The sequence below is a fragment of the Pseudomonas gingeri genome, assembly GCF_013386115.1.
Lineage (GTDB): Bacteria > Pseudomonadota > Gammaproteobacteria > Pseudomonadales > Pseudomonadaceae > Aquipseudomonas > Aquipseudomonas gingeri.
Genome location: NZ_JACAOR010000015.1, coordinates 41,651 through 63,903, shown reverse-complemented (window position 1 = coordinate 63,903; position 22,253 = coordinate 41,651). Strand labels below are relative to the sequence as shown.

The 22,253-nt window shown below is 63.5% G+C and carries 17 protein-coding genes; 10 read left to right on the top strand and 7 right to left on the bottom strand.

Features of this window, described 5'->3' with window-relative positions:
• The first annotated feature begins 17 nt into the window (after positions 1 to 17).
• From HX881_RS29785 to HX881_RS29775, 3 genes are all read left to right on the top strand, one after another.
• Positions 18 to 557, top strand: a complete 540-nt coding sequence (locus HX881_RS29785) for an RNA polymerase sigma factor (protein WP_177088153.1) — start codon at positions 18 to 20, stop codon at positions 555 to 557.
• On the top strand, positions 554 to 1,513 hold the full coding sequence (locus tag HX881_RS29780) for a FecR family protein (RefSeq protein ID WP_177088152.1): 960 nt from the start codon (positions 554 to 556) through the stop codon (positions 1,511 to 1,513). The genes HX881_RS29785 and HX881_RS29780 overlap by 4 nt, the downstream gene beginning before the upstream one ends.
• Before the next feature lie 117 nt (positions 1,514 to 1,630).
• The gene (locus tag HX881_RS29775) at positions 1,631 to 4,195 is read left to right on the top strand and encodes a TonB-dependent receptor (RefSeq protein ID WP_177088151.1); all 2,565 of its coding nucleotides are present in this window, start codon (positions 1,631 to 1,633) and stop codon (positions 4,193 to 4,195) included.
• Here HX881_RS29775 and HX881_RS29770 read toward each other — a convergent pair.
• A complete protein-coding gene (locus HX881_RS29770) occupies positions 4,173 to 4,481 on the bottom strand; it encodes a ribbon-helix-helix domain-containing protein (protein ID WP_017126608.1) in 309 nt (102 codons plus the stop codon). The genes HX881_RS29775 and HX881_RS29770 overlap by 23 nt on opposite strands.
• 14 nt (positions 4,482 to 4,495) lie before the next feature.
• Entirely contained in the window at positions 4,496 to 5,077 is a 582-nt protein-coding gene (locus HX881_RS29765; protein WP_017126609.1) for a DJ-1/PfpI family protein, read from the bottom strand.
• 206 nt (positions 5,078 to 5,283) lie between these two features.
• Between HX881_RS29765 and HX881_RS29760 the strand changes: the two genes are divergently transcribed.
• Positions 5,284 to 6,195 carry a DMT family transporter gene (locus HX881_RS29760; RefSeq protein WP_042935479.1) on the top strand — a complete coding sequence of 304 codons (912 nt, stop codon included), beginning with the start codon at positions 5,284 to 5,286 and terminating at the stop codon, positions 6,193 to 6,195.
• Here HX881_RS29760 and HX881_RS29755 read toward each other — a convergent pair.
• Positions 6,183 to 7,400: a class I SAM-dependent methyltransferase gene (locus tag HX881_RS29755; RefSeq protein WP_177088150.1), complete on the bottom strand. Its 1,218-nt coding sequence runs from the start codon at positions 7,398 to 7,400 to the stop codon at positions 6,183 to 6,185. The genes HX881_RS29760 and HX881_RS29755 overlap by 13 nt on opposite strands.
• Positions 7,401 to 7,723: 323 nt before the next feature.
• Between HX881_RS29755 and HX881_RS29750 the strand changes: the two genes are divergently transcribed.
• Positions 7,724 to 8,671, top strand: coding sequence for a family 2B encapsulin nanocompartment shell protein (locus tag HX881_RS29750; RefSeq protein WP_177057274.1), 948 nt, complete (start codon positions 7,724 to 7,726; stop codon positions 8,669 to 8,671).
• Positions 8,672 to 8,709: 38 nt separating this feature from the next.
• Entirely contained in the window at positions 8,710 to 10,737 is a 2,028-nt protein-coding gene (locus HX881_RS29745) for a terpene synthase family protein (protein ID WP_177088149.1), read from the top strand.
• Positions 10,738 to 10,951: 214 nt separating this feature from the next.
• On the opposite strand, the gene HX881_RS29740 is transcribed toward HX881_RS29745, so the two are convergent.
• From HX881_RS29740 to HX881_RS29725, 4 genes are all read right to left on the bottom strand, one after another.
• Positions 10,952 to 11,404, bottom strand: coding sequence for a hypothetical protein (locus HX881_RS29740; RefSeq protein WP_017126614.1), 453 nt, complete (start codon positions 11,402 to 11,404; stop codon positions 10,952 to 10,954).
• 275 nt (positions 11,405 to 11,679) lie between these two features.
• Positions 11,680 to 12,297, bottom strand: a complete 618-nt coding sequence (locus HX881_RS29735) for a TPM domain-containing protein (RefSeq protein WP_177088147.1) — start codon at positions 12,295 to 12,297, stop codon at positions 11,680 to 11,682.
• A 32-nt stretch (positions 12,298 to 12,329) separates the two neighbouring features.
• Complete coding sequence (locus HX881_RS29730) at positions 12,330 to 13,040, bottom strand: TPM domain-containing protein (protein ID WP_017126616.1); 711 nt, start codon at positions 13,038 to 13,040, stop codon at positions 12,330 to 12,332.
• A 70-nt stretch (positions 13,041 to 13,110) separates the two neighbouring features.
• On the bottom strand, positions 13,111 to 13,719 hold the full coding sequence (locus HX881_RS29725; protein WP_017126617.1) for a LemA family protein: 609 nt from the start codon (positions 13,717 to 13,719) through the stop codon (positions 13,111 to 13,113).
• Positions 13,720 to 13,962: 243 nt separating this feature from the next.
• On the opposite strand from HX881_RS29725, the gene bglX reads away from it, so the two are divergent.
• The 4 genes from bglX to HX881_RS29705 all read left to right on the top strand — a co-directional run bounded on the left by bglX (position 13,963) and on the right by HX881_RS29705 (position 21,708).
• Complete coding sequence (bglX, locus tag HX881_RS29720) at positions 13,963 to 16,254, top strand: beta-glucosidase BglX (protein ID WP_177088146.1); 2,292 nt, start codon at positions 13,963 to 13,965, stop codon at positions 16,252 to 16,254.
• A gap of 715 nt (positions 16,255 to 16,969) precedes the next feature.
• The gene (locus tag HX881_RS29715; RefSeq protein ID WP_177088145.1) at positions 16,970 to 18,736 is read left to right on the top strand and encodes a sensor histidine kinase; all 1,767 of its coding nucleotides are present in this window, start codon (positions 16,970 to 16,972) and stop codon (positions 18,734 to 18,736) included.
• Positions 18,730 to 20,064 carry a sigma-54-dependent transcriptional regulator gene (locus tag HX881_RS29710; RefSeq protein WP_177088144.1) on the top strand — a complete coding sequence of 445 codons (1,335 nt, stop codon included), beginning with the start codon at positions 18,730 to 18,732 and terminating at the stop codon, positions 20,062 to 20,064. Before HX881_RS29715 ends, HX881_RS29710 begins: the two co-directional genes overlap by 7 nt.
• Before the next feature lie 321 nt (positions 20,065 to 20,385).
• Positions 20,386 to 21,708, top strand: a complete 1,323-nt coding sequence (locus tag HX881_RS29705; protein WP_042934147.1) for an MFS transporter — start codon at positions 20,386 to 20,388, stop codon at positions 21,706 to 21,708.
• The last annotated feature ends 545 nt before the right edge of the window (positions 21,709 to 22,253 follow it).

The window sequence follows — 22,253 nt, the reverse complement described above, 5'->3', positions numbered from 1 at the left end:
AGTCGTGAAGGATCCCCATGCCTCGTCCCAAGCCCGACCCCCTGTCGGCTGATACCTTTCGCGGGTTCTATGCGGACATCCTGCATTTCCTGCGCAAACGCACGGACAACGCCAGCGACGCGGCGGACATGACCCAGGACGTCTTCACCCAGTGGCTGGACTACGACGACCAGGCCAAGGTCGAGCAGCCACGGGCCTTTCTGTTCCAGATGGCACGCAACCTGCTGCGCGATCACTGGCGCAAGCAGAAGGTCCGGCAGGCGGTGCACAGCGAGCAAAGCGACCCGGAGCAGGAACCCGTGGCCGACGATCGCAATGACCCGCTCGCGGCCGCCCAACGCCTGCAACGACTCGAACAGTTGAAACAGGTACTCGGCGAACTCTCGCCTCGGCGTCGAGAAGCCCTTATGCTTGCCCGTTTCGAGGGCCTGAGCCAGGCCAGGATCGCCGAACGCATGGGAATTTCCGTCAGCATGGTGGAAAAACATATCGCCTTTGCCTTGCTGCACTGCAAGCAGCGTCTGGATCAGGACCATGGCAAGGAGCAGCCAGAATGACCCGCGTCACCGATATCGAGTTCGCCGAGGACAGCATCGACGCCCAGGCCGCCAGCTGGTTTGCGCGTAATCGCAACGCGCAGGACCAGGCCGCCGACAAGGCCTTCGAGGCATGGCGGGCGACGCCTGCCCATGCCCGTGCCTATGCCGAGTTCGAGGCGCTGTGGGCCGATCTCGCCGAACTCCAGCAGTTGAACCGAGCGGTGCCGCTGGCACCGCGCCGCCCCAGCCCCTGGCGCCCGGCCCTGGCCGTGGCGGCCGCGCTGGTCTGTGCCGTATTGACCACCAGCCTGGGCGCGCCGAACACCCCGTACCGGCATCAGGTCGCGGCCCATGCCGAAGGGACCCGCACCCTGAAGTTGCCGGACGGCAGCACCCTGTACGTGAATGCCAACACCCGCCTGCGTATCAACTTCCGGGCCTTGCAGCGGGATATCTACCTGGACCAGGGCCAACTGTACCTGGAGGTCGCCGCCAACAAGGAGCGGCCGCTCTGGGTGCATGCCGGCAACGCCCGGGTACGGGTGGTCGGCACCGCATTCGACGTGCGCCGCGGCCAGAAGCAACTGGTGGTCAGCGTCGCCCATGGCCAGGTCGCCTTCGAGCCTGAAGGCGATCCGAACAACACGACCCTGCTCGAAGCCCGCCAGCGCGGGATCTACGACTATGCCAAGGGCACCGTCCAGCAGCAGGCGCTGAGCGCCGAGGAAATCGCCGATTGGCGCAGCGGCCACCTGACCTTTCGCAACCGCGAACTGGCCAGCCTGATCGACGAACTGAATCTATACCGCGGCAAGCCCGTGCAGCTGGCCGACGGTCCGCTGGCGCACTACAAGGTTTCCGGCAGCCTCGATGCCAAGGACCCCGATGCCCTGCTCGAGGCCCTGCCCGCCCTGATCCCGGTGAAAACCGTGGGCCTGGACGACGGCGAAGTCAGGATCGAAAGCCGCAAATAACCTCATTTGCGAATATTTTTCATTCGCATATGAGGTTTTATTTCACTGCCGCGTCTTCCTCCCCGATTGCGTTCTGAACGAACGCCTTTTTGGCCTTTGGCCACATCGGGGGATTCAATGTTTCGCGCTGCTCATGAGCTGTTCCACACCTGTTCCCGTCCCACACTGATCGCCGCCTGCCTGACCGTCAGCCTCCAGGCCATGGCCGCCGACCCGGTGATGCTGAACCTGCCGGCCCAGTCCCTGGCGACGTCCCTCAGCCAGGTCGCGCAGAAGGCCCGCATCCAGTTGCTGTTCGACGAAGAACAGTTGCGCAGCACCCAGGCCCGTGCGCTGGAGGGCCGGTTCACCGCCCAGGAAGCGATTATCCTGTTGCTCAAGAACGGCGGATTCAAACTGATCCAGGTCGGCAACACCTTCGTCGTGCGCAAGATCGAGCCCGAGCCCGCCCCCAGCAACAGCGCCATCCAGCTGGGCGCGGTGAGCATCCTCGGCGACGGCAAGGAAGTGAACGCCAGCAGCGTCGGCCGCTCGACCCTGACCCAGGACGATATTGAGCGCAACCAGCCCAGCAACATTCCCGCCCTGCTCGGGACCCTGCCCGGCATCAGCATGGGCGGCTCGATGAAACCCGGTGGCCAGACCATCAATATCTGGGGCCTGGGCGATGCCGAAGATGTGCCGCTGACCGTCGATGGCGCCACCAAGAGCAGCTTCGAACGCTATCAGCAAGGCACCATCTTCATCGAACCGGAGCTGATCAAGAGCATCGAGGTGGAGAAAGGCCCGCACTCGCCGGAAACCGGCAACGGCGGCTTCGGCGGTACCGTGCACATGGAAACCAAGGATGCCCCCGACCTGCTGGAAAAGGGTCGCAACAGTGGCGCCATGGTCAAGTACGGTTACGCCAGCAACAACCATGAGCAGACCTACAGCGGCGCCGCCTATGGCCGCACCGATGATGGCAAGGCCGATGCCCTGGTGTTCCTCACCCAGCGCGACGGCGGCGACATGAAACTGGCCGCCACCCCGCCCGATCCCAACAACCAGTATCCGATCAATCCCAAGCGCCTGCCCAACAGCGCCCAGGACCTGGACGCGATGCTGCTCAAGCTGAACCTGAACGTCACCGACGAACAGACCCTCAAGCTTTCCTACTCGCGCTCCCACAGCGAGCGCTGGGCACCGTTTTCCTCACAGAGCTACCCGACGCCGCCCACCGCCTCGAACATCAGGCAATACGGTTACGAAGGTGCCCTCAGGCGCTTCCTCGCCGATCGCGATACCGTCGATACCACCTGGTCGGGCAAGTACGAATACAAGCCTTCGGACAACCCCTGGGTCGACCTGCAGGTGAAATACTCCGAATCCGATACCGACCAGACCGACGAGCGCGACGCCACCGCGTTCTTCCAGCTGGCCACCGGCGGCCGCAGGATGGACACCGAGTACAAGGACCGCGAACTGGAGATCAAGAACACCAGCCTGTTCGACACCGGTGTCCTGCAGCACGCGCTGACCGCCGGCGTGCAGATCCGCAAGCACGCCCGGGAAACCGAGATGTGGATGCCCGGCAACACCTACAACACGCCGAAGTACAACTACGGGCATTTCCAGCCGGCCTTCATGCCCCACGGCAAGGTCGACGCGAACGCCTTCTTTATCGAGGATGCGGTGACCCTCGGGGACTTCACGCTGACGCCTTCCCTGCGTTACGACCACGTGCGCAACCGCGGCGAAGCCAACGATGCGCCCTACTACTCCAACCCCGATCCGGCCATCGGCCACGACTACAGCGACCGCACCTACACCGGCTGGTCGCCACGCCTGGCGGCCTTCTGGCGAGTGACGCCGACCCAGGGCCTGTTCGCCAACTACAGCAAGACCTGGCGCGCCCCGGTGATCGACGAACAATACGAAGTCCAGGGACTGGGCAGCCGCACCGCCACCAGCGTCGACCTCGACCCCGAGCGCATCACCGCGTTGCGCTTCGGCACCATCAGCAACTTCTCCAGGCTGCTTTCGGACAATGACGACCTGATGGTCCGCACCACCTTCCTGCACAACCGGATCGAGGATGAAATCTTCAAGGCCACGGGTGTCGGTTGCGAGAACCAGGCGATCAACGGCGGCACCATCAGCACTGCCTGCCCGTCGGGTGCGATGTCCAACTACCGGAATATCGGAGGCATGACCATCAAGGGCTTCGAGGTCGAAAGCTACTATGACTCGGACTACCTGTTCGGCCAGTTGTCCTACAGCTATCTCACCGGCAAGCGCGACAACCCCTACACCAACCCGTGGGGCTCATCGGTCTGGGCACGGGACATCCCGCCGGCCAAATGGGTAGTGATGCTGGGGACCAAGATTCCGAGCCTGGATGCCCGGGTCGGCTGGCAGGGCATCTATGTGCGCAAGACCGACCGCCTGCCCAGCGACAAGTACAGCAGCGGCCCGGGCAGCAGTGTCGGCGACGCCTTCTACGACCAGTACGCCAACGACAGCTACGTGGTGCAGAGCCTGTTCGCCCAGTGGAAACCCCAGCAGCGCTACCTGAAGGGCACCGAGGTGAACGTCACGGTGGATAACCTGATGAACCGCAACTACCGCCCGGAACTGAGCGGCGACCGCGCCTACAGCGAGGGACGCAACCTCAAGGTCAGCCTGACGCGGTTTTTCTGAGGACCGTCAGTTCCGCTACCTGGGCCCTTCGCTGGCTCAGGTAGCGGGTACAGCTGACCCGCAGGAAGGAGGCGAAATTAACCACCTCCCCGCGATAGTCCATCACTTCTTCGTAGAGCCGGGTGATCATCTGGTTGGTGGTCACGCCTTCCGCGTCGGCGATCTCGCTGAGGATGTCCCAGAACTGGTTTTCCAGGCGCAGGGTGGTGACCACGCCACAGATGCGCAGCGACCGGGAGCGTGATTCGTAGAGAATCGGATCGGCTTTGACGTAGAGCTCGCACATGACCGCAACCTCGCTTACAAGATGATTTTGGTGCCCAGCAGGCCGAGGAAAGCCGCCAGCCAGCTTGGATGCGCCGGCCAGGCCGGGGCGGTGGCGAGATTGCCCTGGACATGGGCCTGGGTCACCTCGATATCGATGTAGCGACCACCGGCCAGGCGTACTTCCGGGGCACAGGCCGGATAGGCACTGCACTCGCGACCGTCGAGGATACCCGCCGCCGCCAGCAATTGCGCGCCATGGCAGACCGCCGCGATCGGTTTGCCGGCCTGGTCGAAGGCCTGCACCAGTTGCAGCACCTTGTCGTTCAGGCGCAGGTACTCGGGGGCGCGACCGCCGGGAATCAGCAGGCCATCGTAGTCGGCGGCATCGACCTGGGCGAAATCGAAGTTCAGGGCAAACAGATGACCGGGCTTCTCGCTGTAGGTCTGGTCGCCCTCGAAGTCGTGGATCGCGGTGCGCACGGTCTGGCCAGCGATCTTGTCCGGGCACACCGCATGCACCTGGTGACCGACCATCAGCAGGGCCTGGAACGGCACCATCACTTCGTAATCTTCGACGTAGTCGCCGACCAGCATCAGAATCTTTTTCGCGGCCATGGGGTGAACTCCTCTGGGTGAACGCTTGGGCAGACAAGAGTAGTCAAGGTAGACCCTGTACACGCCGCCGGGTAATCGCCGGCTACTACGCTGCCTGCGGACAAAAAACTGTACGGACAACTTTCTGCCCAGCTGTAACAGCGCGCCGGCGGACCTTTATGGCTAGATGGCAGACCTTGTTCCCCTGAATTCCCGGCCTACTCTCTATGTCTTCCCGTGAAAACACCGGCATGCTCCTGGGCCTGCTGGGTGTGGTGATCTTCAGTTTGACCCTGCCCTTCACCCGTATCGTGGTGCAGGAAATCAATCCGCTGCTCAACGGCCTCGGCCGGGCCCTGGTCGCGGCGATTCCGGCGGCGGCCCTGCTGCTGTGGCGGCGGGAAAAGTGGCCGACCTGGAGCCAGTTCAAAGGCCTGTGGCTGGTGATCGCCGGGGTGATCCTGGGCTTTCCGGTGCTCTCGGCCTGGGCCATGCAGACCCTGCCGGCCTCCCACGGCGCCCTGGTCAATGGCCTGCAACCCTTGTGCGTGGCGTTGTATGCGGCCTGGCTGTCCCACGAACGCCCCTCGCGGGCCTTCTGGGCCTGCGCCGCCCTGGGCAGCGCGCTGGTGCTGGGCTATGCGTTGATCAGCGGCGCCGGCAGTATCCAGGCCGGCGACCTGTTGATGCTCGGCGCGATCGCCGTCGGCGGCCTCGGCTATGCCGAGGGCGGACGGCTGGCCCGGGAGATGGGCGGCTGGCAGGTGATCTGCTGGGCGCTGGTGCTGTCTGTCCCGGTGTTGATCGGCCCGGTGCTGTACCTGACCTGGCAACACCAGGGGGCGATTTCCAGCAAGACCTGGTGGGCCTTCGGCTACGTGGCGATGTTTTCGCAGTTCCTCGGCTTTTTTGCCTGGTACGCCGGGCTCGCCCTCGGCGGTATCGCCCGGGTCAGCCAGATCCAGCTGCTGCAGATTTTCTTCACCATCGCCTTTTCGGCGCTGTTCTTCGGCGAACACGTCGAGCCCATCACCTGGCTGTTTGCCGGGGGCGTGATCGTCACCGTGATGCTCGGGCGCAGGACCAGCGTCCGCCCGGCACAACCGGGCAGCCTGCCGCCGGGGGTTCAGCTCAAGTAGCCGTCGGCCCGCAGCAGGGTTTCCAGGCAGTGCTCGTGGATGGCGTAGAAACTCTTGAGTTCCTCGATTTTCGCCAGCAGCAAGGCCGGATCCTGCGGTTCGGCCCGCTTGACCGCGAGGATCATCTTGTTCTTGTTGGTGTGCTCCAGGGAGATGAACTCGAAGACCTTGGTCTCGTAGCCGCAAACCTCGAGGAACAGCGCCCGCAGGCTGTCGGTGACCATCTCCGCCTGCTGCCCCAGGTGCAGGCCGTATTGCAGCATCGGCTTGAGCAATGCCGGGCTCTGGATCTGCAGGCGGATCTGCTTGTGGCAGCACGGCGAGCACATGATGATCGCCGCGCCGGAGCGGATGCCGGTGTGGATCGCATAGTCGGTGGCAATATCGCAGGCATGCAGGGCGATCATCACGTCCAGTTCGCTCGGCGCCACGCTGCGGACGTCGCCGCACTTGAACACCAGCCCCGGATGATCCAGCCGCGCCGCGGCGGCATTGCACAGGGTCACCATGTCTTCGCGCAGCTCGACCCCGGTCACCTGCCCCTGGGCCTGCAAGGTATTGCACAGGTAGTCATGGATGGCGAAGGTCAGGTAGCCCTTGCCCGAGCCGAAGTCCGCTACCCGCACCGGCTGGTCCAGCTTGATCGGTGAGCTGCCCAGGGCGTGGGAAAACACTTCGATGAACTTGTTGATCTGCTTCCACTTGCGCGACATGGCCGGGATCAGCTCGTGCTGCCGGTTGGTCACGCCGAGGTCGGTGAGGAACGGCCGGCTGAGCTCCAGGTAGCGGTTCTTTTCCCGGTTGTGCTCGCTGGACGGCACCTCCCGCGCCTGCTGGGTCTTGCCCTTGAACAGGGTGCTCTTGCCTTTCTTGCTGTATTCGAGCTGCACTTCGTCGGTCAGCGACAGCAGATGGGCATTTCTGAACGAGGCCGGCAGCAACCCGGCGATGGCCGCGACGCCGTCGGCCAGGGAAAAATTCTTGGTGATATCGCGGGTCTTGTAGCGGTAGACGAAGGACAGGCACGGCTGCTCCTTGACCGTCAGTTGCTTGACGATCACCCGCTGCAGGTCCGCCTCGGCTCCCACGTACCTGGCCAGCACCAGCTTGATAAAGGCGTTCTGCGCCAGGCTGGTTTCGAGCAACTCGATAAAGCGGGCGTGATGGTCCGGCACGGACTGGGCGGGAGTTGCAGTAGCTGACATGGAAAAAGCGCCTCGGGCGTGCGGAAGTCGGATCGGGGGAATGGCGGGCATTTTAGGCGGGATGGGACGCCGGGGCACGGGGTTATTTCGTCATTCATCCGATTCCCGGGCACAGGCGCCCCGCGACAACTTGACGTTGCGCAGAACCGACTAGAATTAACAGCTTCTGGTCATGGACGCCCGGCGCTTCATGACTTTCGCCCACCGAACCGATAGCGACCTCAGAAGCAGCAAGGGCTACGCAAGTTTCAGACGCGGCATTTTCCCCGGCAGCAAACCTGCTGACTGAGTGGTTTTGAGAAAAAACTGATCAGGTGCCCGTCATGAGCAAAACCGTCCAGCCCCCGGCGTCGTTGAGCAGCAACGCCGCGCGTACCCTGTCGACCACCACCAAATCGATTCCGCAAAGCCAGGAGACCACGACCCGCTGGCTGTTGAACCGGCTGCCCTGGGTCCAGGCGAGCGGGGGTGTCTATCGGGTCACCCGGCGCCGGGTGCTCGCCGATCACGAGGGCCCGACCAACCCGTACGCCGAGGCCCTGATCGAACTGGCCTCCGGAGCCGCCGAAGGCCAGGCGCTGCCCCGGACCTTCGCCGATTACGACCCGACACCGCGCGAGTACGCGCTCAGTTCGACCCAGACCATCCTGCAGATTCCGGTGCGCGTCGCCGACCTCTACAACGACCCGCAGAACCAGACCGAACAACAGTTGCGGCTGGTCATCGAGGCGATCCGTGAACGCCAGGAGCGCGAACTGCTGCACAACCACGAATTCGGCCTGCTGCACAATGTCGCCGAGTCCCAGCGCCTGGCCACCCGCAGCGGACCGCCAACCCCCGATGACCTGGATGAACTGCTGTGCCGGCGGCGGCAGACCCATTTCCTGCTGGCCTCGCCCCAGGCCATCGCCGCCTTCGGTCGCCAATGCAGCCAGCGCGGCCTGTCCCTGGACAGCGTCGAACTCGAAGGCCATCGGGTTCCGGGCTGGCGTGGCGTGCCGCTGCTGCCCTGCACCAAGATGTCGGACGGCGTGAACAAGACCACCTCGATCCTCGCGGTGCGCACCGGGGAAGACAATGGCGGGGTCATCGGCCTGCACCAGACCGGCCTGCCGGACGAGTACCAGCCGAGCCTGTCGGTGCGTTTCATGGGCATCAACGACAGTGCGCAGATCGCCTACCTGGTCACCGCGTATTACTCGGTGGCGGTGCTGCTGCCCGATGCGCTGGGTGTGCTCGAAGGGGTCGAGGTCGGCCACTACGCCGACTGATCCCGGCCCCTCACACCCTCCCGAACAGGAGCCCGCCGATGCAGCCCTTCGCCCTGCCCGAGTTCTACATGCCCTACGGGGCACGGTTCAATCCCCATGCCGCCAGTGCCCAGCGACACACCCGCGCCTGGGCGCGGCAGATGGGCATGCTCGACAGCCCCGCCGTGGCCAACGGGCCGGTCATCTGGGACCTGGCCGCGCTGGACGCCCATGACTATCCGGCGATGTGCGCCTATACCCATCCGGACTGCGACAGCCAGGAACTGGAGCTGATTACCGACTGGTATGTCTGGGTGTTCTTCTTCGACGACCATTTTCTCGAAGCCTACAAACGCAACCGTGACAGTGTGGCGGCCCGCCAGCATCTCGATCGCCTGGCGCAGTTCATGCCCGCCGTCGCCACCGCGTCCCCGCCCCTGCCGGTCAACGGTGTCGAGCGCGGGCTCGCCGACCTCTGGCCGCGCACCCTGCCGGGCATGCCCGAGGACTGGATAAGGCGCTTTCGCGAACACACCCACGACCTGCTGGAAGCCTCGATGTGGGAGTTGATGAACATCAACGAAGGGCGGGTCGCCAATCCCATCGAGTACCTGGAGATGCGCCGCAAGGTCGGCGGCGCGCCCTGGTCGGCCACCCTCGTCGAACACGCCAACCGCACGCCGGTCCCACCACGGATCGCCGAGACCAGAACGATGCAGGTGCTGCGCGACACCTTTGCCGATGGCGTGCACCTGCGCAACGACCTGTTCTCCTACCAGCGCGAGGTCCAGGAGGAAGGCGAACTGTCGAACTGCGTATTGGTGGCGGAACGCTTCCTGGACATCGACACGCAAAAAGCCGCCGGGATCACCAACGATCTGCTGACCTCGCGCCTGCGACACTTCGAGAAAACCGCGGTGCTGGACCTGCCCCGGCTGTTCGACGACCTCGGCCTGGACCAGGCGGAGCGCGCGGATACGCTGGTCTACACCAAGGGCCTGGTGGACTGGCAGTCCGGCGGGCATGCCTGGCACATGCGCTCCAGCCGCTACATGAAGGCGCATCGCTCGGCACTCGTCCCCGGCAAACCGTCAGGCCTGGGCACCAGCGCGACTCGCCTGGCCGGGCATGCCACGGGCGGGGCCAGGCCTCGGCGCAGCCTCGAGGCATTGCACCGGACGGTGATCCCGTGCCAACTGCCGGCGGTCCATATGCCGTTCGAGGTCCGTTGCAGTCCGCATCTGGAAAGCGCGCGCCACGGTTTGCGCGAATGGGCCATGCAGGTCGGCATCATCGATGCGCGCGCCGGGTTCGGCGTCTGGGACGAACGCCGCTTCGAAGCCGCCGACACCGCCCTGTGCGCCGCCCTGATGTGTCCCGATGCCCCGCTTGCGGAAGTCGACATGGCCGGGCGCTGGCTCAACTGGGGCACCTATGCCGACGATTACTTTCCGGCGGTCTTCGGCCGCAACCGCGACCTGCGGGCGGCCACGGCCCAGGTGAGACGCCTGTGCCAGTGCATGCCGCTGCCGGGCATGACGCCCTTGCAGACCGGCAACCCGCTGGAGGCCGGACTGGCCAGCCTGTGGTCGCTCAGCGCGCCGAACATGTCGGCCCGCCTGTTGCGGGAACTGCGCCGCTACGTCGTGGAAATGCTCGAAAGCTGGTTATGGGAACTGGATAACCAGTTCAACCTGCGCCTGCCCGACCCGATCGACTACATCGAGATGCGGCGACGCACCTTCGGCGGTGACCTGACCACCGGGCTGACCTACCTGAGCCTGCTGGCCCGGGGGCCCGAGCTCGACGAGAAGATTTTCCGCAGCAGCCCGCTGCGCCAGTTGATCCATTGCACCGTCGACAGCGTCACCCTGACCAACGACATCGTCTCCTATCGCAAGGAAATCGAGGTCGAAGGCGAGCTGAACAATTTTGTGCTGATCCTCCAGCAGTTCCTCGACCTCGATCTGCAACCGGCCATGGACCGGGTCGGGCAACTCAGGGACGCACGTATCCGCCAGTTCGAGCATATCGTCGCCCTGGAACTGCCGGTGCTGTTCGAAGAGTTCAGCCTGGATGCCGACTGACGCCGGCTGATCCTGGACTACGCGCAACGCCTGCAAGACTATATCGCCGGCGTCATGCAGTGGCATCAGACCGTCAGCCGCTACCGCGACCCACGGCCTTACAACCTGCCGCTGCCAGGCTGGATGCAGGCACGGCTATTTATATAGGTTGAAACCCAGACCCGCCCGGTCCTGACGCCATGCTGTCGTGCAAAAAAACCGGGCGGGACTCTGATCAAGGCTGGTAACACAGGACAAACTGGGTTTCGTTGAAATTGAATGTAGCCGACTCATAAGAATTGAGTCTTACCCCTCGTGCCGGAATAAACCCCGGGCTGACTATATAGTCAGTGATACTGTTGACATCCGCGTCATTGGTCGGCCACCCCGAATATTGCTGAAGTGCCTCAAATCCCCTTCTTGTAAACATATTGATTCTCTCGGCATCGAACCCCTCAAAGGAATTCAGGGCACAGAGATAACACACACGAGGTCCGAGATTTTTCAAGGTCACCACGGGCCCCGCAGGGTCGTCCCCCCACTGTGTCCCGGTAAAGCGCAGCCGGTCACCCGAGGTATAGCCCAGTCCGAGCTCGGTTGTTGTGCTATAGACTTGTGTCGATTTGTCATCACCGACTCTCGCATAGATATTCGTTTGATCGATGGATGTGATACTAAGCGATGCCATTTCAGTAACTCCTTGAGTTTGAGTGTCGTTTCCTCTCTATCGAGCGCTCATCAATACGACTCCAACCAACCACAAGGAAAATAAAGCACTCGCCATAATCAGAATACCCAGTGAGTCATAGTGTGACTACTGTCAGAATTGACAGGTACAGAGTGCAACTCCGCCGAAACACAGACCTCTGATCGGAAACCGTCGATAGACGTCATTCAGTACGCGAGAACTCGAACAAAAGCCCCGATCTGCCAGGCCTGTCCCTGGCATCGACACCACGCCGATCAGCCCAGCAACACCAGGCGGTTGGGCAACTCGTTGCGTACCTGGGTCAGCGGCACGTGGGTCTTGAGCAGTTCACCGCAGGACTGGATGCAGGTGACGAATCCCAGCAGGGTCTGGCCCTGCCTGACCTGCTCGGTGAAGGCCTTGACGATAGGGTCCCAGGCACTGTTGTCCAACCGCCGGGATATGCCTTCGTCCACCAGGATCTCCACATAACGCTCGGCCTCGCTGACAAAGATCAGCACGCCGGTACTGCCGACGGTGTGGTGCAGGTTCTGTTCGAGAAACTGCCGCCGTGCCAGGCCTGACGCCCGCCAGTGGCGTACCGAGCGGGGGATCAGCCGGCTGGTGATCGAAGGGATGCGAAACAGCAGGCACAGCAGGATGAAACTGCTCCACTGCACCGCCAGCAGGGTATGGCTGTTGAGCCAGCCGAAGACGAAGTTGACGATCCCCGGTACCAGCAGCGCCAACAGGCTGGCCCACAGCAGCGGGATATAGGCGTAGTCGTCGGCGCGGCTGGCCAGTACCGTCACCAGTTCCGCATCGGTCTGCTGCTCGACCCGCGTAATCGCTTCGGCGACCTGGCGTTGTTCGTATTCACTGAGTAAGGCCATGGTTGTGCATGCTCTCTCGTTATTATGTTTTTTTACCAACTGCCCGATGATCCGCCGCCACCGAAGCTGCCACCGCCACCGCTGAAACCACCGCCTGGGCGTCCACCACCGCCACCACCGAAACCTCCCGAACCGCCACCCCGCGGTCCGTAGCCCATCAGTTGCATGAAGGCGCAGATCAGCACGAAGAGCACCATCAGGAAACCGATCAGTACCGGGTGCCGCGAGCCGAAATCCCCTTCCGATTCGGTTTTTTCACCGGGCGGACTGCCGAGCACGTCGAGTATCGCGCCGACCCCGGCACTGATGCCGCTGGAAACATGGTCGCGCTTGAACTGCGGCACGATCAGCTGGTTGATGATCAGGGCGGACTGGGCATCGGTCAGGCGATCCTCCAGGCCATAACCCACTTCAATGCGCACCTTGCGCTCGTCCCGGGCGACGATCAGCAGCGCACCGTTGTTGCGGTCTTTCTGACCGATGCCCCAGTGACGTCCCAACTGGTAGCCGTAGTCCTCGATAGTGGTGCCTTGCAGGTTGGGCAAGGTGACCACCACCACCTGCTCGCCCGTGGCCTTTTCATGGGCCTGCAGTTGCTGGTCCAGGGCCTCGCGCACCGGCGCATCGATCATCCGGGCATTGTCCACCACCCGTCCGATCAGTTCGGGAAACTGCAAATCGGCCCGGGCCGTCAGTGCCAGCGTGCAGAGCAACAGCCACAGGGCACCCTTGAAAATACGCATGCCTACCTCGTCCGTGATGACGCTGGGCCGGGCCTGGCCACGCAGCCGCGCGGCAAGGCCCGGCGAGTGATCAGAACTTCACCTGCGGGGCCTTGTCGGCGTCCTGGGCGGTCGCTTCGAAGGTCGGGCGCAGCGGCAGGTCGCTGTACATCAGGCTGTGCCAGAGACGACCGGGAAAGGTGCGGATCTCGGTGTTGTACTTCTCGACGCTGAGGATAAAGTCACGCCGCGCCACGCTGATGCGGTTTTCCGTGCCTTCCAGCTGGGACTGCAGGGCGAGGAAGTTCTGGTTCGACTTGAGGTCCGGGTAACGCTCCGAGACCACCATCAGCCGGCTGAGGGCGCCGGTCAGCTGGCCCTGGGCTTCCTGGTACTGCTTGAGCTTCTCGGGATTGTCCAGGGTGCTGGCATCGACCTGGATCGAAGTGGCCCTGGAGCGCGCCTCGATCACCGCGGTCAGGGTTTCCTGTTCCTGTTTCGCATAGCCCTTGACCGTTTCCACCAGGTTCGGAATCAGGTCCGCCCGGCGCTGGTACTGGTTCTGCACCTGGGCCCAGTTGGCCTTCACCTGCTCGTCGTAGGTGGGAATGTTGTTGATGCCGCAGCCGGCCAGCAAAGTGGCCAGCAAGGCCAGGACGGCGAATCTCCAGCTCGAACGGAAGCCCGGTTGTGCCTGCATGCTCGAAACGCTCCTTGAAACGATAAAAAGGGAGAAATCCTAGGATTTTTCGCACCGGGGGCTCAGGCATAATCCGCCGCTGCCACTGGAATGTATGAAGCCAATCAGCTAAAAGATGCCCAGCGCGAAAAACAGTTCAGAAGTGTGCTGGATTTATTGGCACAACAATAGTCGCTCCCTATAACTAAACAGCCCGGCCGGTGCTCGAACACCTCGCCGTATCGGGCCCCGAGATAATCATTCATGAAGAAGCTGTGTTTGCTGGGCCTCGCTATCGGCCTGGCCAGTCTCCCGGTCGTGGCTGACACAAAGCCTGCACCCATTGCACAAAAGGACGCCTTCATCGCCAACCTGATGAAGCAGATGACCCTCGAGGAAAAGATCGGCCAGTTGCGCCTGATCAGTATCGGCCCGGAAATGCCCCGGGAACTGATCCGCAAGGAAATCGCCGCCGGTAACATCGGCGGCACCTTCAACTCCATCTCCCGCCCGGAAAACCGTCCGATGCAGGACGCGGCCATGCGCAGCCGGCTGAAGATCCCGATGTTCTTCGCTTATGACGTGATCCACGGCCACCGGACCATCTTCCCCATCAGCCTGGGCCTGGCGTCCAGCTGGGACATGGACGCCATCGGCCGCTCCGGACGCATCGCCGCCCGGGAAGCCAGCGCCGACAGCCTCGACATCACCTTCGCGCCCATGGTCGATATTTCCCGCGACCCGCGCTGGGGCCGCACCTCCGAAGGTTTCGGCGAGGACACCTACCTGGTCTCGCGCATTGCCAAGGTGATGGTCCAGGCCTACCAGGGCAAGAGCCCGGGCGAACCGGACAGCATCATGGCCAGCGTCAAGCACTTCGCCCTCTACGGCGCGGTGGAAGGCGGTCGCGACTACAACGTGGTCGACATGAGCCCGGTGAAGATGTACCAGACCTACCTGCCACCCTATCGCGCCGCCATCGATGCCGGCGCGGGCGGGGTGATGGTCGCCCTGAACTCGATCAACGGCGTGCCCGCCACCTCCAACACCTGGCTGATGCAGGACCTGTTGCGCAAGGACTGGGGCTTCAAGGGCCTGGCGGTCAGCGACCACGGGGCGATTTTCGAACTGCTCAAGCACGGTGTCGCCAAGGACGGTCGCGAAGCGGCCAAGCTGGCGATCAAGGCCGGCATCGACATGAGCATGAACGATTCGCTCTATGCCAAGGAACTGCCGGGGCTGGTCAAGTCCGGCGAAGTGCCGCAGAGCGACCTCGACAACGCCGTGCGTGAAGTACTCGGTGCCAAGTACGACATGGGCCTGTTCAAGGACCCGTACCTGCGTATCGGCAAGGCCGAGGACGATCCGGCCGACACCAACGCCGAAAGCCGCCTGCACCGCAGCGATGCCCGGGATATCGCGCGTCGCAGCCTGGTGCTGCTGAAGAACCAGAACCAGACCCTGCCGCTGCAGAAATCGGCGAAGATCGCCCTGGTCGGCCCGCTGGCCAAGGCACCGATCGACATGATGGGCAGTTGGGCCGCCGCCGGCCTGCCGGCGCAATCGGTCACCCTGTATGACGGCATGAGCCGTGCGCTGGGCGACAAGGGCCAGTTGATCTATGCCCGCGGTTCGAACATCACCGCTGACAAGAAGGTCGTCGACTACCTGAACTTCCTCAACTTCGATGCCCCGGAAGTGGTCGACGACCCGCGCCCGGCGCAGCAACTGATCGACGAAGCGGTCAAGGCCGCGCAGCAAGCGGATGTGGTGGTGGCAGCGGTGGGCGAATCGCGGGGCATGTCCCACGAGTCGTCGAGCCGTACCGACCTGAACATCCCCGAAAGCCAGCGCGAGCTGATCAAGGCCCTCAAGGCCACCGGCAAGCCGCTGGTGCTGGTGCTGATGAACGGCCGGCCGCTGACCATCGGCCACGAACAGGACCAGGCCGCCGCCGTGCTGGAAACCTGGTTCAGCGGGACCGAAGGCGGCAACGCCATCGCCGACGTGCTGTTCGGCGACTACAACCCGTCGGGCAAGCTGCCGATCACCTTCCCGCGCTCGGTCGGCCAGGTGCCGATGTACTACAACCACCTGACCATCGGCCGGCCGTTTACCCCGGGCAAGCCGGGCAACTACACCTCGCAGTACTTCGACGAGGAAAATACCCCGCTGTACCCATTCGGCTACGGCCTGAGCTACACCGACTTCAGCCTGAGCAACATGGCCCTGTCCTCGACCACGCTGAACAAGAGCGGCAAGCTCGATGCCAGTGTCACGGTCAAGAACATCGGCAAGCGTGACGGCGAGACCGTGGTGCAGTTGTATATCCAGGACGTCGCCGGCTCCATGATCCGGCCGATCAAGGAGCTGAAGAACTTCCAGAAAGTGATGCTCAAGGCCGGTGAGGAGAAGGTCATTCACTTCACCATCGACGAGAACGACCTGAAGTTCTACAACACCCAGCTGCAGTACGCCGCCGAGCCAGGCAAGTTCAATGTGCAGATCGGCCTGGACTCCCAGGATGTGACGCAGCAGAGCTTCGAGTTGTTGTAAGACCCGCCAACCTGTAGGAGCTGGCTTGCCAGCGATGACGATGCCAGCCGCACCGCCGCTTTCGCGGGCAAGCCCGCTCCCACAGGATGGTGGCTCGCCACGGACTATGGTCCAGCCTGGAACCCTGTAGGAGCTGGCTTGCCAGCGATAACGAGGCCAGCCTCACCGCCACTTTCGCGGGCAAGCCCGCTCCCACAGGATGAGGGCTCACCACGGACTATGGTCCAGCCTGGAACCCTGTAGGAGCTGGCTTGCCAGCGATGACGATGCCAGCCGCACCGCCGCTTTCGCGGGCAAGCCCGCTCCCACAGGATGGGGGCTCGCCACGGACTATCGCCCAGCCTGGAACCCTGTAGGAGCTGGCTTGCCAGCAATGACGATGCCAGCCGCGCCGCCGCTTTCGCGGGCAAGCCCGCTCCCACAGGGCGATGTTTCACCACGGACTATTGCCCAGCCTGGAACCCTGTAGGAGCTGGCTTGCCAGCGATAACGAGGCCAGCCTCACCGCCACTTTCGCGGGCAAGCCCGCTCCCACAGGATGGCGGCTCGCCACGGACTATGGTCCAGCCTGAAACCCTGTAGGAGCTGGCTTGCCAGCGATGACGATGCCAGCCGCGCCGCCGCTTTCGCGGGCAAGCCCGCTCCCACAAGGTCCGTATACACCCTTGGCCGGCGTGTTATCTTTCCGGCCCCTCCCCAGCCTGTCGTTGCCCGCATGCCGCCGATTCCCCGTTCCCTGCGTCTGGCGCTCCATACCCTGCTGATCCTCGCCGGCACCGCGCTGGCCGCCGGCTGGGCCGTGCACCGCGCCGGGCAACAGGCCCTGGTGGACGATGCCGCGCGCGGGAAGGCGCAACTGACGCTGTACGCCAATTCCCTGCATACCCTGATCGAGCGCTACCGTGCCCTGCCCGCCGTCCTGGCCCTGGACTCGGAACTGCGCGAAGCCCTCGACGGTCCGGTCAGCCCGCAACGGCAGGACGCGCTCAACCGCAAGCTTGAACGCATCAACGGCGCCGCACGCTCCTCGACCCTGCAGCTGCTCGATCGCAACGGTCTGTCGGTGGCCGCCAGCAACTGGCGCCTGCCCAGCAGCTATGTCGGCCACTACTACGGCTTCCGCCCCTACTTCAACCAGACCCGCAGCGAAGGCAGCGGGCATTTCTACGCGGTCGGCGTGACCAGCGGGATTCCAGGTTATTTCCTCTCCAGCGCAGTGTTCAACGACCGCGGCGAATTCATCGGGGCCATGGTGGTGAAGCTGGAGTTCCCCGAGATCGAACACGAATGGAGCAAAGGCAACGACACCCTGCTGGTCAGCGATTCTCGTGACATCGTGTTTATCGCCAACCAGCCGGGCTGGCGCTATCGCCTGTTGCGGCCGTTGTCGGACAGTGACCGCAGCGAGATCGGTCGTACCCGCCAATATGACAAGCAGGCCCTGAGTCCCATCGAGCACCAGACCCTGCGGGTCTTCGGCGACAACAGCTACCTGACCCGGGTCGACACCCCCGCCGGTCGCGCCGAACTGCTGTGGGAATCGCTGCCACTGGACACCGAACACTGGACCCTACACCTGCTGCGCAAACCGCAACTGGCCGCCGAGGAACGCCGCAACGCCGGGCTGGCTGGTGCCGGCCTGTGGCTGACCCTGGTGTTTCTCGGCTTGTTCCTCAACCAGCGCTGGCGCCTGGCCCGTTTGCGCCAGCGCAGCCGTGAAGAGCTGGAACGCCTGGTAGAGGAGCGGACCCGCGACCTGCGCACGGCCCAGGACGGCCTGGTGCAATCGGCCAAGCTGGCGGCGCTGGGACAGATGTCCGCGGCCCTGGCCCATGAGATCAACCAGCCGCTGACCGCCCAGCGCATGCAACTGGCGACCTTGCGCCTGCTGCTGGATCACGGGCGGATCGAGGCGGCCTATCAGGCCCTGGAACCCCTCGACCAGATGCTGACCCGCATGGCGGCCTTGACCGGGCACCTGAAGACCTACGCCCGGCAAAGCCCCAGCGGCCTGCGTGAGCCCCTGGACCTGGCCGGCGTGGTCGACCAGTCGCTGCAACTGCTCGACCCGCGCCTGCGCGAGGACAATGTCAGCACGGTGCTGCACCTGACCCGCCCGGCCTGGGTCCGGGGCGATGCGATCCGCCTGGAACAGGTGCTGATCAACCTGCTGCGCAACGCCCTCGACGCCATGCACGACAAACCGCTCAAGCGCCTGGAAATCCGCATCGAGGCCGACCAGCAATTGTGGTTGCTGACCGTCGGTGACAGCGGCGGCGGGATTGCCGAGGAACACCTGGCCAAGGTCTTCGATCCGTTCTTCACCACCAAACCGGTGGGAGAAGGCCTCGGGCTGGGACTGGCGGTATCCTATGCCATCGTCCATGAACTGGGCGGCCGCCTGAGCGTCGACAACCGCCCCGGCGGCGCCCTGTTCACCCTGGCCCTGCCGATCGCCCTGGAGGTACACAGCCCATGTTGAACACGGTGATGGTGGTCGATGACGAAGCCAGCATTCGCAATGCCGTGGAGCAGTGGCTGAGCCTGTCGGGCTTCGCGGTGCAGGTCTTCGGCCGCGCCGAGGAATGCCTGGCGCGGCTGCCGGCGCATTTTCCCGGCGTGATCATCAGCGACGTGCGCATGCCGGGCCTCAGCGGCCTGGAGTTGCTGGAGCGGGTGCGCACCCTCGACGCCGACCTGCCGGTGATCCTGCTGACCGGCCATGGCGATGTGAAGATGGCGGTCGAGGCCATGCGCGACGGCGCCTACGACTTCCTGGAAAAGCCCTTCAGTCCCGAAGCGCTGCTGGGCAGCCTCGGGCGTGCCCTGGAAAAGCGCCGACTGGTCCTGGAAAACCGCCGCCTGCATGAACAGGCCGACAGCCGCTCGCGACTCGAAACCAGCCTGCTCGGGGTGTCCCGCAGCCTGCAGACCCTGCGGCGACAAGTGCTGGAGCTGGCGCCGCTGCCGGTCAACGTGCTGATCCGTGGCGAGACCGGCAGCGGCAAGGAACTGGTCGCCCGCTGCCTGCATGACTTCGGCCCGCGTGCCGCCAAACCCTTCGTGGCGCTCAACTGCGCGGCGATTCCCGAGCCGTTGTTCGAGGCCGAGTTGTTCGGCCATGAAAGCGGTGCCTTTACCGGCGCCCAGGGCAAGCGCATCGGCAAGCTGGAATACGCCGACGGCGGTACGCTGTTTCTCGACGAGATCGAAAGCATGCCGCTGGCCCAGCAGGTAAAACTGCTGCGGGTCCTGCAGGAGCAGAAACTCGAGCGCCTGGGCTCCAACCAGAGCATCCATGTCGACCTGCGCATCGTCGCCGCGACCAAGCCCGACCTGCTGGAGGAAGCCCGCGCCGGGCGTTTTCGCGAAGACCTGGCCTACCGGCTGACAGTGGCCGAACTGCGCCTGCCACCGTTGCGCGAGCGACGCGAGGATATTCCGCTGCTGTTCGAACACTTCGCCCAGGGTGCGGCCGAGCGCCTGGGACGTGCCGCGACCGCCCTGAGCGGGCCACAGTTGAGCCGGCTGCTGAGCCATGACTGGCCGGGAAATGTCCGGGAACTGGCGAATGCCGCCGAACGCTCGGTGCTTGGCCTGGGCGAGCCGGAACCGGAAGGCATCGACCCCGGCCAATCCCTGGCGGCCCAGCAGGAAGCGTTCGAAGCGCAATGCCTGCGTTCGGCGCTGACCCGACACAAGGGCGATGTCAAGGCGGTGCTCGAAGAGCTGCAACTACCCCGCCGGACCTTCAATGAAAAGATGCAGCGCCATGGGCTGGCGCGGGAGATGTTTCTCAAGGAGGAGTAACCCCCCTCTGGAACGCCACCTGACCTGTAGGAGCGGCCAGTCGACGCTGGATTGCCCGTGAGGCTTCTGGCGCTCTCAAGATCGCCTTCGCGGCGATGCGCCGTCCCGACAAGCCCGGCCCCTACAGTCATGTTTCGCCTGACACATCCCGCATCGGCGATTTTCCGCTTACCGATTTATCCATCATGAGCGGATTTCCGCTTATCAGTTCCCGCCAACCCCTCTGGACCGGGCCTTCGGCCCCTGGCACGGCTCCTGCTATAGCCCTGCCAGGCTGCGCTTGCGCGCGCTCCACAAAAACAATGACTTGAAGGTTCCCTGATGGATAACTCCTCTACCCTGCCCCTCGGGTCGGCGGCTGCGCCGGCAAAAGAAAGAACCACTTCCAGCCGTTTGAAATCGATCTTCAGCGGTTCGGTCGGCAACATGGTCGAGTGGTACGACTGGTACGTCTACGCCGCGTTCTCGTTGTACTTCGCCAAGGTCTTCTTCCCCAAGGGCGACACCACCGCACAACTGCTCAACACCGCCGCGATCTTTGCCGTAGGCTTCCTCATGCGTCCGATCGGCGGCTGGCTGATGGGCCTGTATGCCGACCGCAAGGGACGCAAGGCTGCCCTGATGGCCTCGGTCCTGCTGATGTGCTTCGGCTCCCTGATCATCGCCCTGACCCCCGGTTATGAAACCATCGGTGTCGGCGCCCCGATCCTGCTGGTGGTAGCCCGCCTGATGCAGGGCCTGTCGGTCGGTGGCGAATACGGCACCTCGGCCACGTACCTCAGCGAGATGGCGACCAAGGAGCGTCGCGGCTTCTTCTCCAGCTTCCAGTACGTGACCCTGATCTCCGGCCAGCTCATCGCCCTGGCAGTGCTGATCGTGCTGCAACAGACCCTGACCACCGAACAGTTGCAGGACTGGGGCTGGCGGATTCCGTTCGGCATCGGCGCCCTGTGTGCGGTCGTCGCGCTCTACCTGCGTCGCGGCATGGAAGAAACCGAGTCGTTCACCAAGAAGAAGGAAAAACCGAAGGAAAGCCTGATGCGCACACTGATGCGTCATCCCAAGGAACTGATGACCGTGGTCGGCCTGACCATGGGCGGTACCCTGGCCTTCTACACCTACACCACCTATATGCAGAAGTACCTGGTGAACACCGTCGGCATGAGCATCTCCGACTCCACCACCATCTCGGCGGCCACGCTGTTCCTGTTCATGTGCCTGCAACCGGTGGTCGGCGCACTGTCGGACAAGGTCGGCCGGCGGCCGATCCTGATCGCCTTCGGGATTCTCGGCACGCTCTGCACCGTGCCGATCCTCAGCACCCTGCATACCATCCAGACCTGGTGGGGCGCGTTCTTCCTGATCATGGCCGCGCTGATCATCGTCAGCGGCTACACCTCGATCAACGCGGTGGTCAAAGCCGAACTGTTCCCGACGGAAATCCGCGCCCTGGGCGTGGGCCTGCCGTATGCACTGACGGTATCGATCTTCGGTGGCACCGCTGAATACATTGCGCTGTGGTTCAAGAGCATCGGCATGGAAACCGGCTACTACTGGTACGTGACCGCCTGCATCGCGGTTTCGCTGCTGGTGTACATCACCATGAAGGACACCCGCAAGCATTCGCGGATCGAAACCGACTGAGTACCGACGCCCTGAACCTGTAGGAGTCGGCTTGCCGGCGATGAGGCCTTTGAGCCTTGCAGCGTCCATACGGACGTCATCGCCGGCAAGCCGGCTCCTACAAAGGTTCGGTGTTGTTTGCCGGACTGCATCCCGCCACTCACGTCCTTACAGGACGAGCCCGCGCATTTCTGCGCAAGCGCAAAAGAATTTTCGGAATTAATAGTCAGTTAATTCCCTACCTCCATTCTGACCCTACGCCAAATCGACCTGCGCACATGCTCTCGGGCATCACGTGACCGCCGCCTGATTGCATCGCCATAAGCATCGATTTATACGATTGATTTAAGCGTTTTTTTGCGCTTTTTAATCAAATTAACCAGCGTAATATGACTTCCACACCCACTGAACAAAACGACTACCGACTGGAGCAACGACCATGAAAACCAAACTGATCCTCGCCCTGACCCTTTCCGTACTGGCTGCCAACACCTTTGCCGCCGATGGCTACAGCCACACCCCGGGCGCCTACAGCGTTGCTGCCGATGGCTACGACAAGACCCCAG

Bases quoted from the DNA above. Each gene is read 5' to 3' on its own strand.
- HX881_RS29770 (WP_017126608.1), bottom strand. From the start codon at position 4,481: ATGTGCGAGCTCTACGTCAAAGCCGATCCGATTCTCTACGAATCACGC.
- HX881_RS29755 (WP_177088150.1), bottom strand. From the start codon at position 7,400: ATGTCAGCTACTGCAACTCCCGCCCAGTCCGTGCCGGACCATCACGCC.
- HX881_RS29715 (WP_177088145.1), top strand. From the start codon at position 16,970: ATGCCGCCGATTCCCCGTTCCCTGCGTCTGGCGCTCCATACCCTGCTG.
- HX881_RS29780 (WP_177088152.1), top strand. From the start codon at position 554: ATGACCCGCGTCACCGATATCGAGTTCGCCGAGGACAGCATCGACGCC.
- HX881_RS29775 (WP_177088151.1), top strand. From the start codon at position 1,631: ATGTTTCGCGCTGCTCATGAGCTGTTCCACACCTGTTCCCGTCCCACA.
- HX881_RS29785 (WP_177088153.1), top strand. From the start codon at position 18: ATGCCTCGTCCCAAGCCCGACCCCCTGTCGGCTGATACCTTTCGCGGG.
- HX881_RS29735 (WP_177088147.1), bottom strand. From the start codon at position 12,297: ATGGCCTTACTCAGTGAATACGAACAACGCCAGGTCGCCGAAGCGATT.
- HX881_RS29730 (WP_017126616.1), bottom strand. From the start codon at position 13,040: ATGCGTATTTTCAAGGGTGCCCTGTGGCTGTTGCTCTGCACGCTGGCA.
- HX881_RS29760 (WP_042935479.1), top strand. From the start codon at position 5,284: ATGTCTTCCCGTGAAAACACCGGCATGCTCCTGGGCCTGCTGGGTGTG.
- HX881_RS29705 (WP_042934147.1), top strand. From the start codon at position 20,386: ATGGATAACTCCTCTACCCTGCCCCTCGGGTCGGCGGCTGCGCCGGCA.
- HX881_RS29740 (WP_017126614.1), bottom strand. From the start codon at position 11,404: ATGGCATCGCTTAGTATCACATCCATCGATCAAACGAATATCTATGCG.
- HX881_RS29750 (WP_177057274.1), top strand. From the start codon at position 7,724: ATGAGCAAAACCGTCCAGCCCCCGGCGTCGTTGAGCAGCAACGCCGCG.
- HX881_RS29765 (WP_017126609.1), bottom strand. From the start codon at position 5,077: ATGGCCGCGAAAAAGATTCTGATGCTGGTCGGCGACTACGTCGAAGAT.
- bglX (WP_177088146.1), top strand. From the start codon at position 13,963: ATGAAGAAGCTGTGTTTGCTGGGCCTCGCTATCGGCCTGGCCAGTCTC.
- HX881_RS29725 (WP_017126617.1), bottom strand. From the start codon at position 13,719: ATGCAGGCACAACCGGGCTTCCGTTCGAGCTGGAGATTCGCCGTCCTG.
- HX881_RS29710 (WP_177088144.1), top strand. From the start codon at position 18,730: ATGTTGAACACGGTGATGGTGGTCGATGACGAAGCCAGCATTCGCAAT.
- HX881_RS29745 (WP_177088149.1), top strand. From the start codon at position 8,710: ATGCAGCCCTTCGCCCTGCCCGAGTTCTACATGCCCTACGGGGCACGG.